25 protein-coding genes are annotated in these 26,951 nt (G+C 41.6%); 14 read left to right on the top strand and 11 right to left on the bottom strand.

Features of this window, described 5'->3' with window-relative positions:
* Positions 1 to 55: 55 nt before the first annotated feature.
* Positions 56 to 619 (top strand): nitroreductase family protein, encoded by a 564-nt coding sequence (locus N746_RS0100830; protein ID WP_029933467.1) that lies wholly within the window; start codon positions 56 to 58, stop codon positions 617 to 619.
* Here the strand turns inward: N746_RS0100830 and N746_RS0100835 are convergent.
* From N746_RS0100835 to N746_RS0100850, 4 genes are all read right to left on the bottom strand, one after another.
* Positions 616 to 2,259: an acetolactate synthase large subunit gene (locus tag N746_RS0100835; RefSeq protein WP_029933468.1), complete on the bottom strand. Its 1,644-nt coding sequence runs from the start codon at positions 2,257 to 2,259 to the stop codon at positions 616 to 618. The genes N746_RS0100830 and N746_RS0100835 overlap by 4 nt on opposite strands.
* Before the next feature lie 66 nt (positions 2,260 to 2,325).
* Positions 2,326 to 2,946, bottom strand: a complete 621-nt coding sequence (locus N746_RS0100840) for a thiol:disulfide interchange protein DsbA/DsbL (RefSeq protein ID WP_029933469.1) — start codon at positions 2,944 to 2,946, stop codon at positions 2,326 to 2,328.
* Positions 2,947 to 2,960: 14 nt separating this feature from the next.
* Positions 2,961 to 4,124 (bottom strand): c-type cytochrome biogenesis protein CcsB, encoded by a 1,164-nt coding sequence (gene ccsB / locus N746_RS0100845; RefSeq protein WP_029933470.1) that lies wholly within the window; start codon positions 4,122 to 4,124, stop codon positions 2,961 to 2,963.
* 11 nt (positions 4,125 to 4,135) lie between these two features.
* On the bottom strand, positions 4,136 to 6,130 hold the full coding sequence (locus tag N746_RS0100850) for a cytochrome c biogenesis protein ResB (RefSeq protein ID WP_029933471.1): 1,995 nt from the start codon (positions 6,128 to 6,130) through the stop codon (positions 4,136 to 4,138).
* Between the two features lie 92 nt (positions 6,131 to 6,222).
* Between N746_RS0100850 and yihA the strand changes: the two genes are divergently transcribed.
* Genes yihA through N746_RS0100865 form a run of 3 tightly spaced genes read left to right on the top strand, consistent with a single transcriptional unit; the run spans position 6,223 to position 8,241 of the window.
* Positions 6,223 to 6,852 (top strand): ribosome biogenesis GTP-binding protein YihA/YsxC, encoded by a 630-nt coding sequence (yihA, locus tag N746_RS0100855; protein ID WP_029933472.1) that lies wholly within the window; start codon positions 6,223 to 6,225, stop codon positions 6,850 to 6,852.
* Between the two features lie 37 nt (positions 6,853 to 6,889).
* Complete coding sequence (hemF, locus tag N746_RS0100860) at positions 6,890 to 7,828, top strand: oxygen-dependent coproporphyrinogen oxidase (protein WP_029933473.1); 939 nt, start codon at positions 6,890 to 6,892, stop codon at positions 7,826 to 7,828.
* Positions 7,829 to 7,857: 29 nt separating this feature from the next.
* Positions 7,858 to 8,241: an RNA-binding S4 domain-containing protein gene (locus N746_RS0100865; RefSeq protein WP_029933474.1), complete on the top strand. Its 384-nt coding sequence runs from the start codon at positions 7,858 to 7,860 to the stop codon at positions 8,239 to 8,241.
* 23 nt (positions 8,242 to 8,264) lie between these two features.
* Here the strand turns inward: N746_RS0100865 and N746_RS0100870 are convergent, their stop codons facing one another.
* From N746_RS0100870 to recF, 6 genes are all read right to left on the bottom strand, one after another.
* Complete coding sequence (locus N746_RS0100870) at positions 8,265 to 8,633, bottom strand: response regulator (RefSeq protein ID WP_029933475.1); 369 nt, start codon at positions 8,631 to 8,633, stop codon at positions 8,265 to 8,267.
* Entirely contained in the window at positions 8,630 to 10,282 is a 1,653-nt protein-coding gene (locus N746_RS0100875) for a sensor histidine kinase (protein ID WP_029933476.1), read from the bottom strand. Before N746_RS0100875 ends, N746_RS0100870 begins: the two co-directional genes overlap by 4 nt.
* Positions 10,275 to 10,694 (bottom strand): hypothetical protein, encoded by a 420-nt coding sequence (locus N746_RS0100880; RefSeq protein WP_156018223.1) that lies wholly within the window; start codon positions 10,692 to 10,694, stop codon positions 10,275 to 10,277. The genes N746_RS0100875 and N746_RS0100880 overlap by 8 nt, the downstream gene beginning before the upstream one ends.
* A gap of 233 nt (positions 10,695 to 10,927) precedes the next feature.
* A complete protein-coding gene (locus N746_RS0100885) occupies positions 10,928 to 11,866 on the bottom strand; it encodes a phosphoribulokinase (RefSeq protein WP_029933478.1) in 939 nt (312 codons plus the stop codon).
* A gap of 105 nt (positions 11,867 to 11,971) precedes the next feature.
* Positions 11,972 to 14,395 (bottom strand): DNA topoisomerase (ATP-hydrolyzing) subunit B, encoded by a 2,424-nt coding sequence (gene gyrB / locus N746_RS0100890; protein WP_029933479.1) that lies wholly within the window; start codon positions 14,393 to 14,395, stop codon positions 11,972 to 11,974.
* Positions 14,396 to 14,482: 87 nt separating this feature from the next.
* Positions 14,483 to 15,568 carry a DNA replication/repair protein RecF gene (gene recF, locus N746_RS0100895; RefSeq protein WP_029933480.1) on the bottom strand — a complete coding sequence of 362 codons (1,086 nt, stop codon included), beginning with the start codon at positions 15,566 to 15,568 and terminating at the stop codon, positions 14,483 to 14,485.
* A gap of 171 nt (positions 15,569 to 15,739) precedes the next feature.
* Here recF and rpmH point away from each other — a divergent pair, with 171 nt between their 5' ends.
* The 10 genes from rpmH to glmS all read left to right on the top strand — a co-directional run bounded on the left by rpmH (position 15,740) and on the right by glmS (position 26,356).
* Complete coding sequence (rpmH, locus tag N746_RS0100900; RefSeq protein WP_029933481.1) at positions 15,740 to 15,874, top strand: 50S ribosomal protein L34; 135 nt, start codon at positions 15,740 to 15,742, stop codon at positions 15,872 to 15,874.
* 6 nt (positions 15,875 to 15,880) lie between these two features.
* The gene (gene rnpA / locus N746_RS0100905; protein ID WP_051678430.1) at positions 15,881 to 16,297 is read left to right on the top strand and encodes a ribonuclease P protein component; all 417 of its coding nucleotides are present in this window, start codon (positions 15,881 to 15,883) and stop codon (positions 16,295 to 16,297) included.
* A 19-nt stretch (positions 16,298 to 16,316) separates the two neighbouring features.
* Positions 16,317 to 18,002, top strand: coding sequence for a membrane protein insertase YidC (gene yidC, locus N746_RS0100910; protein WP_029933483.1), 1,686 nt, complete (start codon positions 16,317 to 16,319; stop codon positions 18,000 to 18,002).
* Positions 18,003 to 18,065: 63 nt separating this feature from the next.
* Positions 18,066 to 18,857: a sulfite exporter TauE/SafE family protein gene (locus N746_RS0100915; RefSeq protein WP_029933484.1), complete on the top strand. Its 792-nt coding sequence runs from the start codon at positions 18,066 to 18,068 to the stop codon at positions 18,855 to 18,857.
* Between the two features lie 239 nt (positions 18,858 to 19,096).
* Positions 19,097 to 20,458, top strand: a complete 1,362-nt coding sequence (gene dnaA, locus N746_RS0100920) for a chromosomal replication initiator protein DnaA (RefSeq protein WP_029933485.1) — start codon at positions 19,097 to 19,099, stop codon at positions 20,456 to 20,458.
* A 10-nt stretch (positions 20,459 to 20,468) separates the two neighbouring features.
* Positions 20,469 to 21,578, top strand: a complete 1,110-nt coding sequence (gene dnaN / locus N746_RS0100925) for a DNA polymerase III subunit beta (protein WP_029933486.1) — start codon at positions 20,469 to 20,471, stop codon at positions 21,576 to 21,578.
* A 272-nt stretch (positions 21,579 to 21,850) separates the two neighbouring features.
* Positions 21,851 to 22,144 carry a c-type cytochrome gene (locus N746_RS0100930; protein ID WP_425426611.1) on the top strand — a complete coding sequence of 98 codons (294 nt, stop codon included), beginning with the start codon at positions 21,851 to 21,853 and terminating at the stop codon, positions 22,142 to 22,144.
* 10 nt (positions 22,145 to 22,154) lie between these two features.
* The gene (locus N746_RS0100935) at positions 22,155 to 23,456 is read left to right on the top strand and encodes an NAD(P)/FAD-dependent oxidoreductase (RefSeq protein ID WP_029933488.1); all 1,302 of its coding nucleotides are present in this window, start codon (positions 22,155 to 22,157) and stop codon (positions 23,454 to 23,456) included.
* 78 nt (positions 23,457 to 23,534) lie between these two features.
* Positions 23,535 to 24,365, top strand: a complete 831-nt coding sequence (locus tag N746_RS0100940) for a DNA ligase (RefSeq protein ID WP_029933489.1) — start codon at positions 23,535 to 23,537, stop codon at positions 24,363 to 24,365.
* Between the two features lie 131 nt (positions 24,366 to 24,496).
* A complete protein-coding gene (gene glmS / locus N746_RS0100945) occupies positions 24,497 to 26,356 on the top strand; it encodes a glutamine--fructose-6-phosphate transaminase (isomerizing) (protein WP_029933490.1) in 1,860 nt (619 codons plus the stop codon).
* A gap of 9 nt (positions 26,357 to 26,365) precedes the next feature.
* On the opposite strand, the gene N746_RS0100950 is transcribed toward glmS, so the two are convergent.
* Entirely contained in the window at positions 26,366 to 26,881 is a 516-nt protein-coding gene (locus tag N746_RS0100950) for a DsrE/DsrF/DrsH-like family protein (protein WP_029933491.1), read from the bottom strand.
* Positions 26,882 to 26,951 lie beyond the last annotated feature (70 nt).

The raw sequence follows: 26,951 nt of genomic DNA on the forward strand, positions 1-26,951 counted from the left end.
TTGTGATCTAAGGCTTTCTGTTAGACAATTCTTAAACCAAAATTATGAGGCTGTTATGTTTTTACAACTTGTTCAACAACGACGTACTATTTATCAGTTTATTGATCAAAAGGTCGAATCTAAAAAGTTAAATCAATGTTTAGAGGCGGCTATTTGGGCACCGAATCATGGTTTAACTCAACCTTGGCGATTTTATGTTATCGGTAATCAAACTCAACAAGCACTTACTCAATTGTACGCTAAACTGCGAGCTGATAAGCGTGCTTTAGCGGGTTCAGAGGAACACCAAGCTATCTATTTAAAAGCTTGTGACCGTTTTATGGCGAATCCTCAAATTGTGATTGTAGGTCAGGTTTGCAGTTCAGATTCAGTAAAATCAAAGGAAGACTATGCAGCTTGTGCATGTGCGATCCAAAACTTTCAATTAGCGGCGTGGGAACAAGGATTAGGCGTTCAATGGAGTACTGGCCCTATTATAAATGAGGCTGAAACTTATCAATTATTAGGCTTAAATTCAGCCGAGATTAAACTGATTGGGATTTTATATATGGGTTATCCTGAATGTATTCCAGAATCGCAACGTTTGCCATTGTCGAAAGTCGTTAAAAGCTATCCTTAAGATTGCATTTCTGAAATTACATTACCTAATAATTCAGTTAGACGATCATTTTCAGAATAGTTTACTGGGCAGTCAATTACCGTGACAGTAGGTGATTTTAAGGCCTCTTCTAGAGTCGGCAAGAGTTGATCAGCATTCTCAATACGATGTGCTTTAGCGCCGAAGGATTGAGCATATTGAACAAAGTCCGGATTTTTAAAATCTATAAACGCTGAACGTCCGTATTTTCTTTTTTGTTTCCACTCAATCAAGCCGTACTGACTGTCATTCCAAATTAATATAACAATTGGCGCATTACAGCGCATTGCGGTTTCGATTTCTTGAGAGTTCATCATAAACCCGGCGTCTCCAGTCACCGCGACTACCGCTTGATTAGGAAAAGCTAATTTTGCCGCTATTGCGCCAGGCACGGCAATTCCCATACCAGCAAAGCCATTCGAAATAATGCAGGTGTTGGGTTTTTCGGCTCTGAACATACGTGCCATCCACATTTTATGCGCACCCACATCACAAATAGCAATGTCGTCAGACTTCATGGCTGTTCTTAAATCCCAAATGATTTTTTGTGGCAGTAAAGGCCAATCTTGGCTATTTGAGCAGCGATTCATTTCTTGCATAGTGGCATCACGTAAAGGATGATCAATTGGCTGTGGTTCAGCCAAATTAATTAGGCTACGCAAGTTTTGAAGATTATGCGCTATATCTCCCACCAACTCAATTTCGGGCATATAGCTGGAATCAACTTCAGCCGCTAAGGTATCGATATGAATTATTTTATGATTACGATTTGGGTTCCATAAATGGGGATGGTATTCCACCATATCAAATCCAATACAAATAACGATATCGGCTTTGGAAAAACCGCCATTTTCATAGTCACCTTTTTGCAGTCCAGCGGTACCCATTGCAATCGTATTTTTGAAAAAAGGCACGATGCCTTTTGCCATAAAGGTATTTACAACCGGAATATGAAGTTGCTTACTAAACGCGTAAACTTCACCACCAGCTTTAGCTCTAACAGCACCGTTACCGACTAATATGAGTGGATTTTTGGCTTGTTGAATGGCGATTGCGGCTTGTTTGATCAAGGTTTCGGAAGCCGTAGTTAACCGGTTTTGAAAAACCGTTAATGGACGTTCATTTGTATCCATTTCTGCGATATTTTCAGGAAAGTCGATAAAACTAGCACCAGGCTTTTCGGTTTGAGCTAATTTAAACGCTTTACGTACGACTTCTGGAATTGTGCCGGGTTCTAAAATTTGGGTAGCATATTTAGTGATGGGTTTAAACATACTGACCAAATCTACTACTTGGTGGGATTCTTTATGCATGCGAGTAGTGGCAGCTTGACCCGCAATCGCAACCAGTGGTGCATTATCCATATTGGCATCTGCAACCCCCGTAACCAGGTTAGTCGCGCCCGGTCCTAAAGTAGACACACATACTCCGGCTTTACCGGTTAAGCGGCCATAAACATCCGCCATAAAAGCCGCACCCTGTTCGTGGCGAGTGGTAATAAATTGAATTTTTGAATCCAGCAGGGCATCCATCATATCGAGGTTTTCTTCGCCTGGAATACCAAAAATATATTCCACACCTTCGTTTTCTAAACACTCAACAAATAATTTAGCCGCTTGCATACGAATTCTTCCAATGTAAAAAACCACCAGGCCTGGTGGTTACATGTTGAAGGTTTAACCCAATAATTACTGGGTTAGTAGTTGATTAACGGTAAGCCATAAAGGTTCTTGCCCACCCGTCATGGTCAAATCTGTTAGGTATTGGCCATTTACAATTATGCTTGGTACACCTTCAATGCCATAGGCTTGTGTTAAACGCTGTGCACGACGCATAGCTTGGTCAATTTTAAACGACTCAAACATTGCGATAAAGTCTTGTTTGGTCGTTCCAAATTGACTGTGAAACTGGGCAATGTCTTCTAAGTTGAAAAGCGGTAATTTGTCACGGTGTAGAGCGTGAAAAAAAGGCAAATGTGATTTTTCTACTATACCCAGTTCTTGGGCAGTTAAAAAAACCTTAGCCATAAATATCCAGTTTGGATTATTTAAAACGGCCGGCACGCGTTCAAAATTTACATCGCTTGGTTTCGTTTTCAACCAATTATGCAAGCTAGGTTCTAAGTTATAACAATGTGAACAGCCGTAATAAAAGACTTCAACTACTTGTTTCTTATGCGGTTCAATTGATTGCGGCTGGGGTACTTTTGTATAATCTTTACCCAAACTCAGTGTATTAGCCAAGGTTATTGAGCTAAAACCTGTTAACAAACCTAAACCGGCAAGTTGAAATAATTGACGTCTAAACATAGCTGACTCCTATTTTATAACTCACCGTAAGAATGAAGACCCGATAGGAAGATATTTACGCCTAAAAAAGCAAAGGTCGTAATAAATAAGCCGATTACCGCCCACCAAGCCATAGGTGCACCATGCCAACCTTTGGTCATGCGGATGTGTAACCAAGCGGCGTAGTTAAGCCAAACAATTAAAGCCCAAGTCTCTTTTGGATCCCAAGACCAATAACCGCCCCAAGCTTCTGCGGCCCACATAGCGCCAAGCACGGTCGCTACGGTAAAGAATGCAAAACCAATCGCAATTGAGCGATACATAATATCGTCCATAATGCGTTGAGTCGGTAGGCCTGTTAATAAACGGCTTTGCGGGTTATGTTTTTCTAATCTTAAACGAATTAACATCGCCACACCAACCATCGCGGCAATCGAAAAACCACCGTAACCAACAAAATTGGCAGGTACATGAATTTTCATCCACCAGCTTTGTAGAGCTGGAATAAGTGGTTGAATTTCGTGTGACTGTCGATCAAATACATACCAAAGAACAAATAGAACTGAGGCACTCATCACCAACATAACAAACCCGCCCATCGCACGGGTTTTGAACTTCTGTTCGTAGTAGAGGTACATAAGGACTGTCATAACGATAAATAAAATAAATACTTCGTATAATGAGCTTACCGGAATATGACCATAGTCAGAACTAATTAGATAGGACTCATACCAACGTACCATTAAGCCAACAAAGCCTAAAGTAGCAGCTGTCCAGGTAATAAAAGTTGAAACTTTATAAATGAAATCGGATTGTCTAAATAGACCAAAAAAGTAGGTGACGGTACCTAATAAGACCAAAAAACTCATCCACATGATAGCGGCTTGACTTGATATGAGGTATTTTAGGAAAAAAATGGTTTCATTGGCTTCATATTGATTGCCGTTAGTTTGATAAAACCATATGGATATCAAACTTATGGTGGCAACAAAATAAGCATGGGTTTGAAAGCTTTTCCAATACCAGCCTAACCAGATGGTTGCTAACGAAACTCCAAATAATATGGCAACCTCATAGCCATCCATATTGTCTTGGTATACTTGCCAAGCAACTATACTTCCGATTAATACGATTAATGGCCAAAGCCAGTCCCGTAGTGAAAAGCGTTGCCAAATTGCATTTTTGTTTGTGTTTTCCATAAGAGCCCGACCTATGCTTTAAATTGTGTAACAAATTTTTCGAATTCTGCTTCTGTTTCCGGCAGTTTCTTATTGTCTTTTCCGGCTATCGTCACTTCTGTTTTATCGCCTGCCGCTTTTAGGTGTATCCAAACGCGACGTTGTCGTACATAAAACATAAAGAAGACTCCCATTATAAGCATCGCGCTCCCAAAATAAACCACATCTTTACCAGGAGATTTTGTTATCTGTAATCCGGTCGATTGTATTTGCTCAAAGCCAGTTAGCTCAAAAAATAATGGTGGACCGTATCGATTTAAACTGGCAATAGCAGTTAAAGCGTCTTCAAACCATAGTTGATGTTCTTGGCTGATGTTGCCAGGATCGTCCATAATAACGCCTTCTTCATCTAAAATATGTAGATATAAAGTTTGTAAAGCGTTGGCTAATTGATCGTAATAAAATGCCATTACTTGTTCTTGTTGATCTTGCGGCACATTGGTTTCAACAAAACGCGCTATGCCATCAAACCCGGTTTGGCGATAAAGGTTAATTAATTGACTAAACAAACGTAATTGGGTCTGATAAGTCGAATCTTCCATATCTGCAGGTTTGGGTACCATATTTGCAAGTGCTGTTTCTCGAGCTTCTGGATTGTTTAGCAAAGCTAAAAACTTAAAGAAACGATCTTTACTACGATTAGCATCGGCTGGAATAAATAAATAGCGGAAAGGGTCGGCGACCGAAGTACGCACGCCACTCATGAAAAACCAACGATTTTCTTGTTTGTTTGGGATCATGTAGTTTTCATACTCCCACGCTTTGCCTTGTTCGTTCCGGACTTTAAACAATACACTAGGCCCGTTGTTTTGCATTTTACGGCCAGTTAGCTCGGCTTCTTCTTCGTCTCTAGGTATGATGTTGTAGAGCTTAAAATCTGTAAGCTCAATACGGAACTGGCCAACAGGTGTGGTTAAAGATTCATTTTGATTAACGGCTGATTCAACTATAGAGTTGCTGATGTTGGGGGAAGCAAGTGCGTGCACTTTAAAATTTACTTTTGAGCCACCATCGCCAAATGATGATTGATAAATTGCATAGTCTTTATAATAAAGCGGGTGATTTACTTCGATGGTTTTTGCTAAAGGCTCTTCCAAATCATCGGCATATAGCAATATGTCACTTTCATATGATTTGGGCATGCCATTGTCGTAATAATCCAGACGGAAGTCAGTCACTTGGATTCTAAAAGGCAGTTGTTGAACCAAATAACCATCCCCATAAGGTAAAAACAACACATCAGCATCACGCCCTTCTGTGATGTTTACATTGCCTCGATATGAGTAGTTATCTGAAGATAACCAGGCTTTTGAATCGACATCATTCAAAGATACATTGCGCGTTTCAGGTGCTAAGTTACCGGTCCATTCGCTAAATTTTAAGTATAAGTTTCCATCCATTAATGCACCGATACAAATAACGATGATTGAAACATGGCTGAAAAAATAACCTAATCGATTCCAGTGGCCTTTTAAACCGGCCACCGTAACACTGCCATCGTCTTTTTGATGAATACGATGACGAAAACTTTCTTGTTTTAATGTTTTAACCGCATGTTGTTGAAGATTGTCGACAGAATCGTTTAATGTAAAGCTGCTATGGTTTGGTTGATGTTTTAAAGCATTTAGTGAGAGTTTCTCACTAAATTGTTTCATGTCTTTAATAAACACAGGCGTATTTCGGCTAACACAGACGCCTGTAGATACTAATAAAAACAATAAAACTAGCATAAACCATGAAGCACCATAGACGCTGTAAAGGTCTAAACGACTGTAAACCTCATGCCAGAAAGGTCCAAACTTAATAATGTAATCTTGTACAACTTGATTCTGTTTTAAAACCGTACCGATCACCGAGGCAATCGAAAGCATTACTAATAAAGTAATGGCTAGATTCATTGAACCTAAGAACTCTAGCCAGCTAGGTGATTTACGATTAGGCTTGGATATATTTTTGTTTTCAGACATAAGTGTTTTCTTCAATTTGGCGGATTTAAAAAAATCGATCGGCGTATGAGTATATACTTCTCACTGTTAATGTTAAAGGTAAAAAAACCGTGATTACTCAACACCCTCTGTATCAAAAGGCCACCTATTTAAAAAGTGCGCCGAACTTGTCTCACTGTCCTGAAGATGAAGGTTACGAAGTCGCATTTGCAGGTCGTTCAAATGCCGGAAAGTCCAGTGCGCTTAATGTCATCACGTCACAAAAGAGCTTAGCGCGAACCAGTAAAACTCCCGGTCGAACGCAAATGATTAACTTTTTTACCTTAGATGAAACACGCTACTTGGTGGATTTACCCGGTTACGGTTTTGCGAAGGTAAATGTAAATGTGAAAAAATTATGGGAAGCGGGTTTGGCCGAGTATGTCGAAAAGCGCAAAGCGTTAAAAGGTTTGATGTTAATGATGGATGTGCGCCATCCTTTACAACCCTTAGACTTAATGATGCTGGACTGGACAAAGGAATTGGGTTTACCGGTTCATATTTTATTAACTAAGTCCGATAAGTTTAAGCGGGGTCCCGCTAATAGCGCGTTGCTAGGCGTAAAAAAAGTCCTGAAAGAGGATTACCCGCATGCTACGGCACAGCTTTTTTCGTCTTTAAACCGAGATGGTTTGCACCAGGCCTGGGCGAAACTAGATGAGTGGTTTGACAATCAAGTCAAACAAGATGAACCAGAAGAATAATTAAAGAACACACTAGAACAAGATTTAAGGAAGCCTCATGACACAATTTGACGATAAAATTGAAGCCGTAAAAAATTACCTAATTGGTTTACAAGACGACATTTGCGCACAGTTAGCCGCAGAAGACGGCACCAAAGACTTTATCGTAGATAGTTGGGAGCGTGAGGGTGAAGAAGGCGCGATGGGATTAACCGGTGGCGGACGCTCGCGTGTATTAGAGGCCGGTGGTGTGATTGAAAAAGGCGGCGTTAATTTTTCACACGTACGCGGTAAAACATTGCCTGCCTCAGCCACCGCGCATCGCCCAGAGTTAGCGGGTCGATCATTTCAAGCTTTAGGGGTGTCTTTAGTGATTCATCCGAAAAACCCATATATTCCAACTTCACATGCCAATGTACGTTTGTTTATGGCTGAAAAGCCGGGTGAAGAACCGGTTTGGTGGTTTGGTGGTGGGTTTGATTTAACCCCTTATTATCCGTTTGATGAAGATGTTAAGCATTGGCACCAGACTTCAAAACAAGCTTGTGAGCTTTTTGGAGAAGAGATTTATCCAAAATATAAGCAATGGTGTGATGAATATTTCTTTCTTAAGCATCGTAACGAAACTCGTGGTGTGGGCGGTTTGTTTTATGATGATTTAAATGACTGGGATTTTGATACGTGTTTTGCGTTTATGCGTTCAGTGGGGGATCATTTTATTAAAGCCTATCGACCAATTGTGGCTAAACGTAAATCGATGGATTATGGTGAGCGTGAGCGTGAATTCCAGCTTTATCGTCGCGGACGTTATGCAGAGTTTAATTTGGTCTTTGATCGAGGCACGTTATTTGGTTTGCAGACCGGAGGTCGTACCGAATCTATTTTGATGTCGATGCCACCTCTTGCTAGCTGGAAATACGACTACCATCCTGATCCAGGCACGCCTGAAGCCAAGTTATATGATTACTTAACACCTAGAGATTGGTTAAACGAATAAGCACCAGGCCTGGTACTTCTAGAGACGATATGCAACTAGACGAATCTAAACTTCGAATTGATAAATGGTTATGGGCTGCGCGATTTTTCAAAACGCGCGCCTTGGCTTCTGAAGCCGTCAAAGGTGGCAAAGTTGAAATCAACGGCCAAAAACCCAAACCCAGTAAAACCATTCAACTTGGTGATACCTTGCGTGTTACTCAAGCGCATCGTAAAGTTGAAATTAAGGTCTTAGTTTTGTCTGACCGGCGTGGCTCATCGGATCAAGCCATGAGCTTATACGAATTAATATCAGAAGAACGCCTGCAACGTAAGCCAACCGCTGATATGGCGTTAGTGGGTTATCGTGAAAAAGGTGCGGGCCGCCCCACTAAACGCGATAGACGTAAAATTGATTCGTTGGATTATTCTTAAACTGAAACGAGCCGTTTCGAGTTTTATACAAGTTGCTTATCAAGGTTTTGATTGATTAAGACTTCAAGTTCGTCAAATTTAATCGGCTTGTGAATATAGCCGCACGCCCCGACCTGTTGGGCTTGGCTGTTCATGTCTATGTCGCCGTGACCACTCATGATCAGGCAAGGAATGTTGCTTAAGATGGTTTTAATTTTAGTAATTAAAGTAAAGCCATCCATACTTGGCATTCGCACATCGGTAATCACAAAATCGACCGGCGTTTGCTGAATAACTTTTAATGCTTCTATTCCAGAGATCGCACTGATCACCTTATAGCCTGTGGTTTCTAAACGCCACTTTAGCATTTTGATAATAGCCGGCTCGTCATCCACTAGTAATATCGTGCTCATGATGGAATCTCAGATAGTTTATGGGGAATTTGCATTATAAAACGCGTACCTTTTCCTAGTTCTGATTGTATCATGAGATTAATATTAAATTCTTGCAGAATATTATGTACGATGGATAACCCAAGTCCCGTACCTTCTCCCGCTTCTTTGGTAGTAAAGAAAGGGTCGAGACAATGCTGGCGTGTCATTTCATCCATACCGATGCCATTATCTTCAATTACTAATGTGACGAATTGATGATCGCAGTTGAGTTTTACTTCAATTTTTTTAGATCGAGAGTTCTTAAGTGCACTTAAGGCATGACGCGCATTAGTAATTAAATTTACAATCACCTGCTCAAATTTCTGAGTTTCGATCAATATTTGTGGGCAACTGGTATCAATATATTCAACTAATTCAATGGAGTTAATTCTTAATTGTTCTTTGAAAAAAGACAAAGCCGAATTTAAAGGATGTTGAGGCTCAACCCAACGTTTAGGTGAGGGCTGTAGGCGCGCAAACGAACGCATATTGTTAATGATTTGGGTGGCGCGATCTACCTGATCAATAACATCTTGCGCGATTTCGACTTCAAAAGCTTGTGGGTTTTGGTCTTGTAATGAATGTTTAATCCCTTCGGCACCCAAGCGAATAACGGCCAATGGTTGATTAATTTCATGTGCAATCCCGGTGGCCATTTGTGCTTGATAGGCCAATTTTGCTTCAGCCGTTTTTAACGCGTCTATATCTTTAATAACCAGTAAATAGCGTGCCGTATCATCGAATCCATCCACTTTTAGATGGGTGTCAAACCTGGACGCAGATAATAAACCAAAGTGTTTGCCATTGGGATTGAGTTCAAAGTTAACCTCTAAGCTTTCTTGGCCAAGATTTTTAAGTTGACTTAATAATCGTTGGTTTTTTTGGCTGGTTTGAAAATATTCTTGGATAAAGTGACTTTGCAGGATTTCTAAGCTGGCTTCTAATTGCTGTTGAGCCGATAAATTGGCATCTAAAATGCGGCCCTGGTGGTCAATTAAGAACAACATATCTTGCATCGTATTCAAAATCTGTTGGTTATAACGATTTGAGTTATAGAGTTTTTGTTGAGACTCAAGCATCGCTTTCCACAGCTTTTGAGTAGCCGACCAAATGACAAACAACAACATCGTCAATATGCTCAGAATAAAAAAGAATTTGCGCGATATTTCATCTAATAAAGTGTCGTAATTTTCTGGATTTACGTAATAGGTTACGCTGGCCAAAAGTTCCAAAGAGTGTTGGTCATAAAGCGGAGTAACGACCTTAAAGCAGTCTTGGCAGTTACTTTCACCACGCTGAAGTGAGCGATTATGATTGGGAAAAAACTCGGGGTTAAATTCGATCTTAATGCCCTTTACGAAAGGTTTTTGATGTTTTTCATCGTTATAGAGTAAGATTTTGCCCACTTCTCGTTGCAATAAGAACGCATCATCCAATACGGTTTTATGCATCAACTCTCGACTTAAAGATTGCGTAAGTAGATTAGCCTGCGACTGCGCTTCTTCATGCAGTCTGGGTTGTAGGACATAATAAAAATAGACAAATATCAATAAAATAATGCCCATAGATAAGGCAATAAAAATTAAGCCTAAGTTCCCGGTTAATCGATGGGTGCTTTGGTTATTCATACTGTTCGGCTACTCTGACAAAGAAGGGTTTTAAGACAATATTTTTAAGTTCTAATTGTTTCGGATTGATTTGTGGGCGTACTTGTTCTTTCACAGAAATACCAGTATCGGCCCCCATGGATACGGATTGATAAAAAGGTGAAAAATTCAATATTTGGTGTTGCGCTGTAAATTCAAGCAGGCTGTCTGATTGTAGGTCGGGATGGCTGATAAAAATAATCTGAATATCATCTGAGCTTAGGGTAGCTTCCAGTGTACGAATGCTAATAGGGTTATTCAGTGTTTTTTTAAGTTGTTGAGCTACCACTTCTGCTTGATGACGGTTCTGTTGATACACAATCACAATGGCTGGGTTATTGTTCGGAGTACTTACAATCGACTTGACTAAAGTTGGGAAAACCTCGGTACCCACCCACAAATAAGCCTCATCGCGCTGGTTAAGGGCAAGGCTTAAGTGGCTGTATAAGATAAATATCAGCAAAAATAGGGGGCGTATCACTCGTTTAATAAAGGTAACTCAGTCTGTGGATAAGTAAAATAAATTATAACAAAGGACAGGATGGGCGGGTGACGGGATTTGATGTAAAAAAGCCCTGCTTGATACACAGATCAAAGCAGGGCTTTTTTAGAAGTGCTAATACAGACTTAAGCTTTTGCTAAGGCCGCACGTTTCTTTTCTACAAGGTTATGGATAATTGGCGACATCAATAAATCCATTGCTAATACCATGTGTTCCGAGTTGTATACCAAAGTTTCTGGAGTTTGTAACCAAGCCCCAGGAATCTTATCGGCAATCTTCTGTAGGTCAACGTCTTGATGGCGCACATGTGTCACCATTAAAGAGTTTTTAGGTTCTGGAACCAAAGCCGCCTCGTCTTCTAGTGTTGAGAAGGGATCCGAAGTATCGACTAATGGTACACGGTGGAAGTTGATATGAGTACGGTGGAATTGAGGTACCACGTATTCAATATAGTCTTCCATACGCTCTAAAATAATATCGCGTACTTGACCAACGCTATATGGACGCTCAGAGGTATCGCGATAGATTTTTTGCATCCACTCAATGTTTACAACTGGGCATACACCAATCCCAAGATCTACATGTTGAGCAACGTCATAAAAGTCAGCGTCTTCTTTTTCGGTTTTTACACGGCGAACCATACCATGAAGTCCTTCGTAAAAAAGAATATCGGTGCCTTCAGGGATATCTTCCCAAGGAGTAAACTCACCTGGGTTTAAGTTGGTACCTAAACGTGCATTTAACTCAGCCGCTTCTTCATCACTATGAATGTAATAGCGACGTTTTCCACTACCAGTTGAACGGTACTCGCTGAACAATTGTTCTAGTTTTTTAAATTCGTTCGCATATTCAGAAAAATGAGTTAGCACTCGGCCGCCATTTTCCTTACTTTCAGCTACCTTTTGTTTCATAGTAGCGCGATCGTATTTGTGAAAACTATCGCCTTCAATGATTGCGGCATTAAGATTTTCGCGCTTAAAGATTTCCTCTACCGCACGTTTCACAAATGACGTACCAGCACCAGATGAACCGGTGACGGTAACAATAGGATGAACTACAGACATAAACAGCCTCCATAATAAAAAATGAATGGATTGCATTCATTCGACCAGGCCTGGTCAGGATTTAAATTAAAAACTTTTGTAATGACCCTTTTTAGGCATTATTTTTTAAACATCAATATTTTCAGCTTTAAGCGCATTCGACTCGATAAAGTCACGTCTTGGTTCAACGTGCTCACCCATTAAGGTTGTAAATACCTGATCCGCTTCAATTGCGTCTTGGATTCGAACTTGCAACAAGCGACGTGTTTCAGGGTTCATCGTGGTTTCCCACAATTGTTCAGGGTTCATCTCACCCAGACCCTTATATCGCTGAATGCCTTGACCGCGCTTAGCTTCATTAAGTAACCAATCCAACGCATCCTTAAATGAGTTAACGGGCTGTTGTTTTTCACCTCGTTGCACATAAGCCGTTTGAGTTAACAGGCCATGTAAGGTGTCACTTAGCTTGCTGAACAAGCTATACTCAGGCGACATGAAAAACTCTTCACTGTAAACCTGAGAACTTAAGGTGCCATGTTCACGTTGTTGTAAGCGAATTTGGAATTTAGATTCACCTTCTAAAGCCGGCTCTACCTGCAGTTGATAGGTCACTTTTTGAAGTTCACCGATTGATTGTAAACGAGGTTCTACTTGCTTAACCCAGCCAGTTAAAGCATCAAAGTCATTTAACATAGCCGGTGTAACATTGCTCACATCGGTAATTAACTCTAGGAACGTTTGGTTATAACGACGCGCTAAACGACGAATAGCTCGGTTAACTTGTAAGTATTGTTTTGCGAGTTGCTCAAGCGCGACTTCTTTGATACTCGGCCCTTGTTCAGATACCCACAAAGCTGCATCGTCTAATGCATTGTTTAGTAGATAACTTTCAAGCTCAGCATCGTCTTTTAAATAAGCTTCTTGCTTGCCTTTTTTAACCTTATAGAGTGGCGGTTGAGCAATGTAAATATAGCCATTCTCAATCAACTCAGGCGTTTGACGATAAAAGAAGGTTAAAAGTAAGGTACGAATATGTGAACCATCGACGTCCGCATCCGTCATGATAATAATGCGGTGATAGCGGAGTTTGTCTAGGTTGTATTCATCTGGCCCAATGCCGCAGCCTAACGCCGTGATAAGTGTGCCGACTTCGGCTGAGGCAATCATCTTGTCAAAACGAGCACGTTCAACGTTTAATATTTTACCTTTCAAAGGCAAAATAGCCTGAGTACGACGATCACGGCCTTGTTTGGCCGAGCCTCCCGCAGAGTCACCCTCCACCAAGTAAAGTTCGCTAAGCGCGGGATCTTTTTCCTGGCAATCGGCTAGCTTTCCAGGTAAACCCGCGATATCAAGCGCGCCTTTACGACGCGTCATTTCACGTGCTTTACGAGCCGCTTCTCTGGCGCGAGCCGCATCGACAATTTTGGCGAATACAGCTTTGGCTTCATTGGGGTTTTCGAGTAAAAACTCAGCCAACTTTTCATTCATAGCAGTTTCAACTGCGGTTTTAACTTCAGACGAAACTAATTTATCTTTTGTTTGTGACGAGAATTTTGGATCCGGTACTTTTACTGAAATGACGGCGGCAAGACCTTCTCGCGCATCATCGCCTGAAACATTGATTTTGAACTTCTTATTCAAGCCTTCTTTTTCAATATAGCTATTAAGCGTACGCGTTAAAGCGGCGCGAAAACCAGATAAGTGTGTGCCGCCATCTCGTTGTGGAATGTTATTGGTAAAACAAAAAATCGATTCCTGATAAGACTCAGACCATTGCATGGCTACTTCAACAGTAATGTCATCACGCATGGTGCTGAAGTGGAATATTTTTGAGTTTATTGGAGTTTTATTGGTATTGATAAAGTCAACAAAGGCATGGATACCACCTTCATATTGAAATACTTGTGAGCGATCATCGCGTTTATCAATGAGCTCAATATGTACACCAGAGTTTAGGAACGAAAGTTCGCGTAAACGTTTTAACAAATAGTCAAAGTTAAACTCGGTGATGGCAAAAATTTCTGGACTAGGTTTGAAACGAATTTCAGTACCTGTTTTATCCGAATCACCTTCGGCGGTCATAGGCGTTTGAGGGACGCCTAAATGGTAAGTCTGTTTCCAAATTTTACCGCTACGGTGGATGGTTAACTGAAGTTCTTCGGATAAGGCGTTAACCACCGATACACCCACACCATGTAAGCCGCCCGATACTTTATAAGAGTTATCGTCAAACTTACCGCCGGCGTGCAATACCGTCATAATCACTTCGGCTGCAGATACGCCTTCTTCTTTATGAATATCGACCGGGATACCGCGACCATTATCGGATACCGAAACCGAGTTATCGGTGTGAATAATCACTTTGATCGTATCGCAATGACCTGCCAACGCTTCATCTATTGCGTTGTCAACTACTTCGAAAACCATGTGGTGTAAACCGGAACCATCATCGGTATCACCAATATACATACCCGGTCTTTTACGAACCGCATCAAGACCTTTTAGGACTTTAATCGAGGAAGAATCGTATTGCGTTTGTTCAGTCATAGTTAAGCTACTTTTTACAGGCCATTAAGTCATCGGATTCTACCACAAAATTTCCCTATTTGTTGAGTTGGCAAAGTTACGACTGGCTTAGATGGCCTGGATTTTACCTTGTTGGATTTCAAAGAAAGCCGTATTTTCTGGGTTTAGGATTGGAATTAAGTCAGCCGCGGTTGTGGTGACGAGATGCTGAATGTTTAGACTTTGTAATAATGACATTAAAGTGTTGCGGTGCTGGCTATCGAGCTCAGCAGGCAAATCATCAATCAACATGACCACTGAATTTTGAGTCTGTTTCTGTAAATATTGGGCTTGAGCCAATAATAAAGCGCAAACAAATAACTTTTGTTGACCACGCGACAAACTAACTAAGGGCTCTTGTTGTTGAATGCGAAATTTTATATCGGATCGGTGGCAACCGTACTGGGTGTGTCCAAGTTGAACATCACGCACATAGTGTTCATCCAAACAAGTTGCATAACTGGCTTGGTTCGCGGGCCACCCTGGATAAAACCGTACATCAATTTGGCTATCTAGTTCTGGCATAAGATGCTGAATAAAATCGGTTAAATAGGGGGTTAGAGCACTTAAATATTCGGCTCTTAAATGGTTAATTTGCTCAGATGTTTCAATTAGCTGCGCATCCCATAAGCGAGTTTGGGCACTAGGTAACTGCTTTTTTAAACTATGGTTGCGCTGTTTTAGAGCACGTTGATAGTGTCGCCAAGCTTGGATGAAACTGGGGTGGTGATAAAAGCAGCCCCAGTCTAAAAATTGGCGGCGAGCTTTCGGACCCTCTTCAAGCAAGCGATGGCTTTCGGGGGTTAGAAGTTGAATTGGCAAATGGCGCGCGAGTTCAGACTGGTTTTTTAAATTTTGGCCGTCAAGACGTAACTCTAATCCGTTAGTGGTGCGCTGCAAGCCAAGTTTATGGGTGTGAGCATCTTGCTCAACTTCACAGTAGAGGGTCATATCGGTATGATTAATTTCAATCAGTTGTTGAGGTTTGGTAGTACGAAATGATCGACCAGAGGCCATGACCCATAAGGCTTCGATAACCGATGTTTTGCCGGCCGCATTATCGCCTATAATGACATTTAAACCGGGCGCGAGTGATAACCAGGCCTGGTGTAAGTTACGAAACTGGGTGAGTTGCAGTGTTTTAAGACGCGCCATGCTTTTTAATCATAAAAAAGGCCATTCTACCATGATCTAGATTTGCTAAGATTGGTAAGGGCTCGAGATTGATTTGTGTGTTTGTCGTTAATTTACTTGCAATTTTTAGTTGGGTTCTTTAAAATTCGCTGTTCTCTTTTTTCGATCGAAATTTTGTAATAGGTAACTGACATGAAACGTACATTTCAACCAAGCGTAATCAAGCGCAAGCGCAATCATGGTTTCCGTGCTCGCATGGCAACTAAAAATGGCCGTAAAATTCTTGCGGCGCGTCGTGCAAAAGGTCGCGCACGTTTAACTGTATAGAGTTAAATGAGCGCCCCTTGCGTAAGCATGGATGCCTTATCTGGTGAGCAACAAGTCGACTTGTTGCGCCACCAAGATTTTCCTAAATCCCTCCGCCTACTTTCCCCAAACGAATTTCAATTTGTTTTTGCCGATGCGCAAAAATTTGCCAATCGTCATTGGACGCTAATTGTCCGTCCAAACAATTTATCTATTCCACGTTTAGGCCTAGCCGTGTCTAAGAAACAACTGGCGCGTGCAGTATGGCGAAATCGGATCAAAAGAATCGCGCGTGAAGCATTTCGTCAACATAAGCTTAAGCTATGCGGGTATGATATTGTGGTGCTGGGGCGCAAGGGTATGCAAGATATTGATAATCTAACGCTGACCAGCAGTTTTCAGCATTTAATTCAAAAGATTCAGACAAGTAATCTAAAAAAATAAACAGAGTTAAGGAATAAGCATGAATATGAGAGCATTTTGGTGGATCGCACTCGCCTTCACCGCCATGTGGATTTGGTTTGAGTGGATGAAATTTAGCGCCCCTGAACCAGTAAATTCAACTGCGGCGGAGATTCACGCTGAACGTCCATCGGACGTGCCATCCGCCAATATGCCTTCAGTCGAAAATTCGAATGCTGAGCAAACGGATCAATCGGTACCACAGGCCACAACCAAAGTTGAACAGGGTCAGCGTGTTCGTGTGACAACCGATACGTTAGCCTTGGAAATTGATACCTTGGGTGGCGATATTCGTGATGCCAAAATGTTGCAACATGGCATGCCAAACGATCATGATACCCCCTTCCATTTAATGGGCGATCAAGGCCCGCTAATTTATTTTGCTCAAAACGGCATTGCTGTCCCACGCAGTGCGAATTTACCGGCGCCGACTCACCGTGCTGTTTACCAAACCGAACAGCGTGATTACCGCTTAACGGATGAGCAATTACGTGTGCCTATGGTGTGGCGTGAAGATGGTATTGAAGTCACCAAAACCTATGTGTTTACTAAGGGTTCGTATTTGATTGATGTTGAATATGAAGTGCGTAATACCACAGACCAGGCCTGGTCTGGCAGTTTGTATTCACAATTTGTGCGTACGGCTTATGATCCTTATTCATCACGCATGATGTATACCTATACGGGACCTGTTTATTACGACGATCATAGTGACGACAATAAATATAATAAGATTTCGTTCGATGACATTAATGATCAGCCGTTAGAAAATCGCCAAATTCAGGGCGGTTGGGCCGCGATGATCCAGCATTATTTTTTAACGGCGGCCGTGCCAAATCAAGAGGCCACCAACACGTACTTTGCTAAAACGCTAGATCAAGGACGTTATGCAATTGGTGTGGTTGAGCCGAGCATCACTATTCAGTCAGGCCAGTCGGATGTTTTGCGCAGTCAAATTTATATTGGTCCAACAGAACAGAATGTACTCAAAAAGATAGCACCAGGCCTGGAGAAAACCATTGATTATGGTATGTTCACAATTTTGGCGGAGCCGTTATTTTGGTTACTAAACCATATTAACAATTTAATTGGCAACTGGGGTTGGTCGATTATTGCATTGACTATTTTGATTAAGTTGGCTTTTTACAAATTATCGGAAACCAGTTATCGATCCATGGCGCGTTTGCGTAAATTTCAGCCTAAGTTAAAGCAGCTGAAAGAAAACTACGGTGACGATAAAGCCTTATTCCAGCAGAAAATGATGAAACTCTACAAAGAAGAGAAGATTAATCCGCTGGGTGGTTGCTTGCCAATTTTGGTGCAAATGCCAGTATTTATCGCTTTGTATTGGGTGCTGATTTATTCGGTAGAGATGCGTCAAGCTGAGTGGATCTTATGGATTACGGACCTATCAGCCAAAGACCCTTATTTTATCTTGCCAGTGTTAATGGGTTTAACCATGTGGATTCAGCAAAAGTTGAACCCAACTGCGATGATGGATGAAATGCAACAAAAGGTAATGAAGCTTTTACCCTTTATCTTTACCTTCTTCTTTATGTGGTTCCCAGCCGGCTTAGTACTTTACTGGTTAATGAACAACATTCTGTCGGTTTCTCAGCAGTGGTACATTACGCGCAAAATTGAAGCGGGTGAAGTCAACGAGACAAGCGAACCTAAAAAGCGTTAATTCGCGACTATCAAAAGCCACGGTAAAACGTGGCTTTTTTATTTCAAAGACGAAAGTTTGATTATGATTATTGAAGTTTTAATTTACGCCGTAAGCGGAATGGTTACCGGGTTAATGGCGGGTTTATTAGGCATAGGTGGGGGCTTAATTCTGGTACCGGTCTTAAGCTCGGTATTTTTAATATTTTTGCAGACTGAATATATCGTGCATATGGCGATTGCAACTTCATTGGCGACGATTCTAGTGACTGGCCTGTCTTCAGTTATCAGCCATCATTATGAGCGTGCGGTTCAGTGGGATGTTTTACGTGCGATGTTACTAGGTATTTTAGTTGGAGGTTTTGTTGGGGCTTGGAGTTCACAATTTTTCTCAATGTACTGGTTATCTAAGTTATTTGGAGTGATGGAAATAATGGCCGGTCTATATATGATTTGGGGCAAACAACCTCATGCTGATCGCTGTTTACCAGGATTTTTAGGATTGAATGGTGTCGGCTTTGGTATTGGAAGCTTATCCGCTTTGTTGGGCATCGGTGGCGGGTCAATTTCAACTCCTTATTTGCAATGGAACAATGTGGTTATTCAAAGAGCCATCGCCACTTCCGCCGCGATAGGCTTACCCATTGCATTGGCTGGTACGTTTGGTTATATGTTAGCGGGTTTACAAGTTGATAATCTACCCGCCTATACAACTGGTTTTGTGTATTGGCCAGCGTTTATTGCAATCGTTAGTATGAGTGTATTTACGGCTTTTTTGGGAGCCAAACTTGCTCACCGATTACCCATTAAAGCGTTAAAGCGGATATTTGGTTTATTGTTAATTGGCTTAGGCATCAAAATGTTGTTTTTTTCTTAACAAACCAGTTGTGCTGATCAAGTTACAGAAAATAAATTATTGAAAATAAAAATACTCTACAAACAAGCAGTTAATCAATTTTAAACCAGGTTATCCACAGAGTTTAGGCCAGACTTATCCACAGGATGACACTGTTTTTAAAAGTTATTCACAGGTATAATCATTGGAAAATAAGATTTTCCCTTAACTTATCAGAGTTTTGGGTTAATGAATCAAGCTTAATTTGAGGAGTGCGTGTTTTGAGTCATTTGTGGTCGCAAAGTCTAAAGTTCTTAGAGAATGATCTAAATGAACAACAGTTTCATAGCTGGATACGCCCTTTAAAAGTGATTGAAGAAGAGTCTGTCATACGTTTACTGGCTCCCACGCCCTTTATTTTGGACTGGGTTAACCGTAAGTTAATGAGTAACATTCGTGAAGCTGTCCATAAAGTTGTACCCCATAACCCTCCCCAGGTTCGTTTAGAAATAGGGGAGTACGATACGCAAGCGCCAGAACTCGAATCTAGTGTTCCAAAGCCACTACAACAGCCGGTTCAATCAGACACCCCGTCTAAAACAGACACAAATAAAAAAACTATCAAGCACAAGCTTAATCCGAACTATACTTTTGACAATTTTGTCGAAGGTAAAGCCAACCAGCTTGCCGCCGCTGCCGCACGCCAAGTGGCCGATAACCCCGGTGGCAGTTATAACCCTTTCTTTATTTATGGTGGGGTAGGCTTGGGTAAAACCCACTTAATGCACGCGATCGGTAACGCCTTAATAGAAAAAAATCCGCAAGCGCGTGTCGCCTATCTACATTCTGAAAGTTTCGTTGCGGATATGGTTAACGCATTGCGCCATAATAAAATTGAAGACTTTAAGCGGTTTTATCGTTCGCTAGATGCTTTATTGATTGATGATATTCAGTTCTTTGCCAACAAAGAGCAGTCTCAAGAAGAGTTTTTCCATACGTTTAATACCTTGCTAGAAGGTAATAAGCAGGTTATCCTCACTTCTGATCGTTTTCCAAAGGAAGTGGATGGTTTAGAAGACCGTCTCAAGTCCCGCTTTGGTTGGGGTTTAACCATAGCTGTTGAACCACCAGAATTTGAAATGCGGGTTGCGATTTTAATGAAAAAAGCGAGTGAAGCCGGTTTTGCATTACCTGAAGATGTGGCCTTTTTTATTGCCAAACGTCTACGTGGTAATGTAAGAGAGCTCGAAGGTGCACTTAAACGTGTTGTCGCGTTTGCCCAGTTCACTCAGCGAAGCTTAAGTGTTGAAATGGTTAAAGAAGCGCTTAAAGACCTGTTGGCTTTACAGCAAAAGATGGTAACGCTCGAAAATATTCAAAAAACCGTGGCCGACTATTTTAAGTTGCGTGTTGCCGATATGCTTTCTAAACGACGCACTCGAAATGTCGCTAGACCACGCCAAGTAGCGATGGCGTTGGCTAAAGAGTTAACGCACCACAGTTTGCCAGAAATTGGGGATGCCTTTGGTGGTCGAGATCACACAACCGTTTTGCATGCGGTGCGTAAAGTTAAAGAGTTGCGCGAAACCGATCATAGAATGGACGAAGACTTTAATAAACTAATTCGAATTATAACTTCTTGAGGCTGTTAAGATGAAATTGACCTTGAAACGTGAAAACCTCCTAAAAGCCCTACAAACTGTGGCTGGTGTGGTAGAGAAGCGTCAAACTATGCCCATTTTAGGGAATTTTTTATTTCAAGTATCACAGTCATTTTTGATTGTGACAGGATCGGATTTAGAAATTGAAACTCGCTCACAGACCGAACTTGATCAGGTTGAAGGTGACGTTTTTGATATTACTTTGCCAGCTCAGAAGTTATTAACGATTGTGCGCTCTTTACCTGATGGCGTATTAGTGACGCTCGATTTTGATGAGGTTCGCTGTACTGTTAAAGCGGGTCGTTCTTCTTTTAAGCTTTCCACTTTGCCTGGTTCAGATTACCCACATATTGACTTGACTCAAGCCCAGCTAAGCTTTCGTTTAATGCAGGGTCAATTCAAACAACTGATTCAACATTGCAGTTTTTCTATGGCGAGCCAGGATGTCCGATTTTATTTAAATGGTATGTTATTCGACATTAGTTCAAGTGCCTTGCGTTTGGTTGCGACAGATGGTCATCGGTTATCAACCTGTGCATTAGAGGCCGAGTTTGGTGAATTAACTCCTACCCAAGCGATTGTGCCGCGCAAGGCAATTATGGAGTTGACTAAATTGTTGGTGGATCAAGATGAGGAGATTCAGATCTCCTTAGCAAAAAACTACCTAACCGTTCAGTTTTTAGACACGGTGTTTACATGTAAATTAATTGATGGCCGCTACCCTGATTATCGTCGAGTTATTCCACAGAATAACGACGTTTTTGTACAGACCGATCGTGAATTGTTAAAAGCCATTTTGCAACGTTCAGCCATCTTGTCAAACGAGCGTTTTAAAGGGGTACGCATGGTTTTGGATCAAAACCTTCTTACTGTACATGCACAAAACAGCGAGCAAGATGAATCGCACGAAGATATGGCGATTGACTATCAAGGTGAGAAAATTGAAATTGGTTTTAATGTGAGTTATTTACTGGATGTAATTAACTCGGTTAAAGATGATTGCATCACTTTGAGTTTAAAAGATAGTAGTAGTAGTTGTTTAGTTGCGGCTGAACTTGAAACCATGTCTTGTCAGCATGTGATTATGCCGATGCGTTTATAGGTTAAGATTAAGCAGACTTCTTGATCTGGCTCAATATTCATAATTTCTTCATTTTCTCAGACAAACAAAAAGCCCCAATTTAAATGGGGCTTTTTTGTTTTTATATTATTAAAAAACAACAACTTAGGCCAACCTAGTTTTTATATTATAATTTTATAATATAAATTAACATTATATTTAATCGTAAAGTTTTATTTGTAGGTGCTAAGTAACTCTTCTATATTGGATTGGCTCGTTCAAACAAATTAAATGAGGTTAAATTCATGAAGAAATTGATTATCCCTGCTGTCGGTATATTACTGACCTTTTCTGTTCCGTTTGCTCATGCTGTAGATCGTGGAGAGTTATTAGCGAACAGTTGTTTCTCATGTCATGGATACGATGGCCAAGTTTCGGACGCTAAGATTCCAACACTTGCTAACTACCCTGCTTCTATGATCGTGTCACAAATGAAAGCCTATCGTGATGGCACGCGAACCGGCACTGTAATGAATCGCCATGCTAAAGGCTATACCGATGAAGAAATCGAGTTATTAGCGCAGTACATCGGTAAACAAGGATCATAGGAGAGGTATTATGAAAAACATTATTCAATCACTTTCACGTCGCCAATTAATTCAATTAGCCGCAGCAGGTGTTGCCGCACCCACAGCGGCTTTAACGCTCACTGGTTGCTCACAGAGTGGCCGCAAAGGCGCACCATCGGTAATCGTTATAGGCGGTGGTTTTGGCGGTTCAGCGGCTGCGAAATATTTAAAACGTTACAATGCTGATTTAAATGTCACGTTAATTGAGCCGAAAAAAACTTATGTAACCTGCCCAGGTTCAAACTGGGTCATTGGTGGCATTGCAGAGATGACACAGATTACGCATAACTATGATGCCGCTAAAAAGAATGGCATTAATGTGGTCCATGAAATGGTTACCTCGGTTGATCCTGAGAAACAAACTGTCACTTTATCTGGTGGTGAGGTTTTGAACTATGACAAGTTGGTTATGTCTCCAGGTATTGATTTTAAGTTGGATGTACATGAAGGCGTTGATCAGGACACTGAAAATCATTTACCACATGCCTATAAGGCGGGGGACCAGACAATTTTATTGCGTGACCAGTTACGCGCGATGAAAGATGGCGGTACGTTTGTTATGGTGGCACCACCTAACCCTTTCCGTTGTCCTCCTGGGCCATATGAACGTGCGGGCATGATTGCGCATTATTTGAAAAACAATAAACCTAAGTCCAAAATTTTGATTTTGGATCAAAAAAATGCCTTCTCAAAACAAGGCTTATTTCAAGAAGGGTGGCGTAACAATTACGGTCAAATGATTGAATGGGTAGCCATGCAGGATGGTGGTGAAGTTAAAGGCTTTGATGTCGCTAATAAAACCATTGATGCGGGCTACGGTCAAGTCAAAGCGGACGTGATTAACTACATTCCGCCACAAAAAGCTGGAAAACTCGCCTTTAGCGTAGGTCTGACGAATGAAAGCGGGTTCTGCCCGGTTAATCAGCAAACATTTGAATCGAGTATTCATAAAAATATTCACGTGATTGGTGATGCTTCAATTGCGAGCCCTATGCCTAAGTCTGGCCATTCGGCTACCAGTCAGGCAAAAACCACAGCAGCAAATATTGTATTGGAGTTGGCCGGTCAAGAAGCCATATCAGCTAAAAATGTGAATACCTGTTATTCGCTGGTTACGCCAGATTACGCAATTTCAGTTGCAGCTGTTTATGATTTTAAAGATGGCAAAATCGCTGCTGTTCAGGGTGCGGGTGGTGTATCTCCAATGGGTGCCTCACCAGAGTTCCGCAAACAAGAAGCGGAATACACGCGCGGATGGTATCGCAGCATCACTAATGAAGTTTGGGGTTAAACTCAAACGTTTCTGTTCTTAAACCCGCTTTGGCGGGTTTTTTTGTACCTAAATTTGATTGAAAAATTAAGAGGTTTTATGCGCTATTTTTGGATCGTGTCATTAAGTTTAATACTCAGTGTTAGCTGGGCTGATAAGCCTGATCTCATGGCTTTAGAGCGCTATGATAATCAGCGGATTGATGGGTGGTTGGTGAGCGAAAAGCTGGATGGCGTAAGAGCCTATTGGGATGGTCAAAACTTAATCAGTCGTGGAGGTAATCAGTTAGCGGCTCCAGCTTGGTTTATTAAGGATTTTCCGCCTTTTGCGTTAGATGGTGAGCTTTGGATAGGCCGAGAGAAGTGTGAAGATACGCTCTCAATTGTGATGACTCAAACCCCGCATGATGGTTGGAAACAAGTCGGCTACCATATTTTTGATGTGCCTGATGCCAGTGGTGGATTAATCGCGCGGCTGGATGAATTAAAAACCTATTTAACCCAGCACGATCTGCCACATTTACACATTATTCCACAGCGCAAAGTTAATTCTGCTGAGGAACTTAAAACACATTTAGAAAAGTTAGTTAATAATGGCGCTGAAGGTTTAGTGGTTCGAGATCCTAATGTGGGTTACCAGGTTGGGCGCAGTCAACATGCACTTAAGGTAAAACCAAAATACGATGCAGAGTGTGAGGTAGCCGGTTATACCGAAGGTCAGGGAAAATATACAGGCCAGGTCGGCGCATTAATTTGTGTAAATGAACAAAACCAACACTTAAAACTAGGCAGTGGGCTGACGGATAATTTACGCGCTAACCCGCCTAAAATTGGCAGCCAAGTTACCTATAGGTATTCAGGCTATACTCAAAAAGGCTGGCCAAAACACGCGGTTTATTATCGCCAAAGGAACCCCGAGCAACTCGATTAAGCCCTTGATTAATTCAGTCAGCTTTAAGTGTAAAGCACTTAGATCATGTTAAAATGCCATAATAATTTGATCATCAAAATACAGTTTCCAAATGAGTTGTTTGGCGCTGTTCTGGCTGTTAAGGAAAAAATATGTGCGGAATTGTTGGTGGCGTAGCTGAACGTAATGTCGTCCCTATTTTGGTAGAAGGCTTAAAGCGCTTAGAGTACCGAGGCTATGACTCATCGGGTGTAGCGGTATTAGATGACCAGGGTCAAATTCGTCGCCAACGTGCTTTGGGGAAAATTAAATCCTTAGAAGCTCGAATTAATGAAGCTGAGCATAAACTTGCTGGACATATTGGTATTGCCCACACTCGTTGGGCGACACATGGCGTACCTTCTGAAAACAATGCGCATCCACATGTTTGTAATAATCAAGTGGCGGTAGTGCACAATGGCATTATTGAAAACTACCAAAAACTTAAGCAGAAACAATTAGAGCTTGGCTATCGTTTTACATCGGAAACCGACACCGAAGTGGTTGCTCACTGCGTGGCTGAACAGCTAAAGCACCAACCGAATTTATTAAAAGCCGTTCAAACCGCGATTCAAAAGTTTGAAGGCGCCTATGCCTTAGGTGTGATGTCGATCACCGAACCAAATCGCTTAATTGCGGCGCGCAAAGGCAGCCCATTGGTGATTGGTGTGGGGATTGGTGAATATTTTATTGCGTCTGATGTGTCGGCATTGTTACCCGTCACCCAAAATGTGATCTTTTTGGAAGAAGGCGATGTTGCCGACATTACGCGTGAGTCATTGCAGATTTATAATCAATCAGGCGAACCAGTAGAGCGCGAAATACGTGTATCTAACTTGAGTTCGGCGGCGGTGGAGCTTGGTGAACACCGCCATTACATGCACAAAGAAATTTTTGAGCAACCCCAGTCTATTATTGATACATTAGAAGGCCGCATCACGCAGGATCACGTGTTGGTGAATGCGTTTGGTAATAAAGCAGAAGCTTTATTTAAAGATATTCAACAGGTTCAAATTATTGCTTGTGGTACCAGTTACCATGCCGGCTTAGTGGCGAAATATTGGTTTGAAGACATTATTCAACTAGCCTGCCAAGTTGAAGTGGCGAGCGAGTACCGTTATCGCAACCCAGTAATTCAAGACAAAACATTATTTGTCACCATCTCCCAGTCAGGTGAAACGGCGGATACCTTGGCCGCGTTGCAGCAAGTCAAAGCCTACGCCAAAAAACACAGTTTATCGATTCCCACATTAACCATTTGTAATGCTCCCGAATCGTCAATGACACGTGAATCCGATTTAGTTTTTCTAACTCATGCGGGCCCAGAAATTGGGGTTGCGAGCACCAAAGCTTTCACGACTCAGCTGGTTTCATTGGCCTTGCTCTTAACCTCGGTGGGCAAAGTAAAAGGCTCTATGGATGAAGAGCGTGAAACCGTGATTGTGCACGGTTTGCAAAAGCTACCAGGCCTGGTGCAAACCGCACTTAGTCATGAAGATATTATTATGCAAATTGCGAATGGCTTTGCGGATAAGCAAAACGCCTTATTCTTAGGCCGAGGTACCATGTATCCGATTGCTTTAGAAGGCGCGTTAAAACTTAAAGAAATTAGCTATATTCACGCCGAAGCTTACCCAGCAGGGGAATTAAAGCATGGCCCGCTGGCGTTAATTGACGAATCCATTCCAGTAATTGCGATTGCACCACACGATGATTTGTTGGAAAAGCTCAAGTCGAACTTACAAGAAGTGAATGCGCGTGGTGGCCAGATGATTGTATTTGAAGATGAAAAATCCGATACCAGTTCGGATGGCACCTTCACCGTGGTCAAAACCACCACCAACGTCGGGCGTATCACCGCACCAATCACATTTAACATAGCGTTGCAGTTGTTGGCTTATCATGTCGCCTTAATCAAGGGTACCGATGTGGATCAGCCGCGTAACCTGGCTAAATCAGTGACGGTAGAATAACGAATAAGTCTAAATAAATAAGCTTTGTTGCTCTGGGCTGCTGGCAAAATAGGTCGCAGCCCCAGCGAAATCAATCCCCTCAATAAAGTCACTATGACGCCAACCCATTAATTCAATACTCATCTCACAAGCGGTCATTTTGACCCCCATTTCTAAACACAAATCACGTAACTCTTCAAAAGACACTTGGCCTTGCTGCTTAAGTTGTTTTTTAAACGCCCAAGTAGCAAAACTCGTCATGCCTGGCAAACTCCACACCAAATCAGGTAAAGCTTGACGAAAATCTAGTTGTCTAATCACTGTTGGCCCAAACGGCAGGTGGATTGGCATGCCGGGGTTACCAACGGGTGATACTTTTAAACTTTTGGTATCTTTCAATAAGCAACGCAGACCATAAAATGTAAAAAATAAATGCACATTTTTATCCATCACACGCGCCGTACTCGCCAATATCATTGGTGGGTAGGCCCAGTCTAGTGTGCCTTTGGTTTGGATAATACTGAGTTGATTTTGGGTGTTGTCCATAATTTAGCTATCCATAGGTTTGCAGGAATGTTTAGGCCAACTAATCTAGTTAAAAATTAGAATCTAGCAT

This window comes from Thiomicrospira pelophila DSM 1534, from assembly GCF_000711195.1.
GTDB classification, from domain to species: Bacteria; Pseudomonadota; Gammaproteobacteria; order Thiomicrospirales; family Thiomicrospiraceae; genus Thiomicrospira; species Thiomicrospira pelophila.

Bases quoted from the DNA above. Each gene is read 5' to 3' on its own strand.
- N746_RS0100830 (WP_029933467.1), top strand. From the start codon at position 56: ATGTTTTTACAACTTGTTCAACAACGACGTACTATTTATCAGTTTATT.
- N746_RS0100835 (WP_029933468.1), bottom strand. From the start codon at position 2,259: ATGCAAGCGGCTAAATTATTTGTTGAGTGTTTAGAAAACGAAGGTGTG.
- N746_RS0100840 (WP_029933469.1), bottom strand. From the start codon at position 2,946: ATGTTTAGACGTCAATTATTTCAACTTGCCGGTTTAGGTTTGTTAACA.
- ccsB (WP_029933470.1), bottom strand. From the start codon at position 4,124: ATGGAAAACACAAACAAAAATGCAATTTGGCAACGCTTTTCACTACGG.
- N746_RS0100850 (WP_029933471.1), bottom strand. From the start codon at position 6,130: ATGTCTGAAAACAAAAATATATCCAAGCCTAATCGTAAATCACCTAGC.
- hemF (WP_029933473.1), top strand. From the start codon at position 6,890: ATGACACAATTTGACGATAAAATTGAAGCCGTAAAAAATTACCTAATT.
- N746_RS0100865 (WP_029933474.1), top strand. From the start codon at position 7,858: ATGCAACTAGACGAATCTAAACTTCGAATTGATAAATGGTTATGGGCT.
- N746_RS0100870 (WP_029933475.1), bottom strand. From the start codon at position 8,633: ATGAGCACGATATTACTAGTGGATGACGAGCCGGCTATTATCAAAATG.
- N746_RS0100875 (WP_029933476.1), bottom strand. From the start codon at position 10,282: ATGAATAACCAAAGCACCCATCGATTAACCGGGAACTTAGGCTTAATT.
- N746_RS0100885 (WP_029933478.1), bottom strand. From the start codon at position 11,866: ATGTCTGTAGTTCATCCTATTGTTACCGTCACCGGTTCATCTGGTGCT.
- gyrB (WP_029933479.1), bottom strand. From the start codon at position 14,395: ATGACTGAACAAACGCAATACGATTCTTCCTCGATTAAAGTCCTAAAA.
- recF (WP_029933480.1), bottom strand. From the start codon at position 15,568: ATGGCGCGTCTTAAAACACTGCAACTCACCCAGTTTCGTAACTTACAC.
- rpmH (WP_029933481.1), top strand. From the start codon at position 15,740: ATGAAACGTACATTTCAACCAAGCGTAATCAAGCGCAAGCGCAATCAT.
- rnpA (WP_051678430.1), top strand. From the start codon at position 15,881: ATGAGCGCCCCTTGCGTAAGCATGGATGCCTTATCTGGTGAGCAACAA.
- yidC (WP_029933483.1), top strand. From the start codon at position 16,317: ATGAATATGAGAGCATTTTGGTGGATCGCACTCGCCTTCACCGCCATG.
- N746_RS0100915 (WP_029933484.1), top strand. From the start codon at position 18,066: ATGATTATTGAAGTTTTAATTTACGCCGTAAGCGGAATGGTTACCGGG.
- dnaN (WP_029933486.1), top strand. From the start codon at position 20,469: ATGAAATTGACCTTGAAACGTGAAAACCTCCTAAAAGCCCTACAAACT.
- N746_RS0100935 (WP_029933488.1), top strand. From the start codon at position 22,155: ATGAAAAACATTATTCAATCACTTTCACGTCGCCAATTAATTCAATTA.
- N746_RS0100940 (WP_029933489.1), top strand. From the start codon at position 23,535: ATGCGCTATTTTTGGATCGTGTCATTAAGTTTAATACTCAGTGTTAGC.
- glmS (WP_029933490.1), top strand. From the start codon at position 24,497: ATGTGCGGAATTGTTGGTGGCGTAGCTGAACGTAATGTCGTCCCTATT.
- N746_RS0100950 (WP_029933491.1), bottom strand. From the start codon at position 26,881: ATGGACAACACCCAAAATCAACTCAGTATTATCCAAACCAAAGGCACA.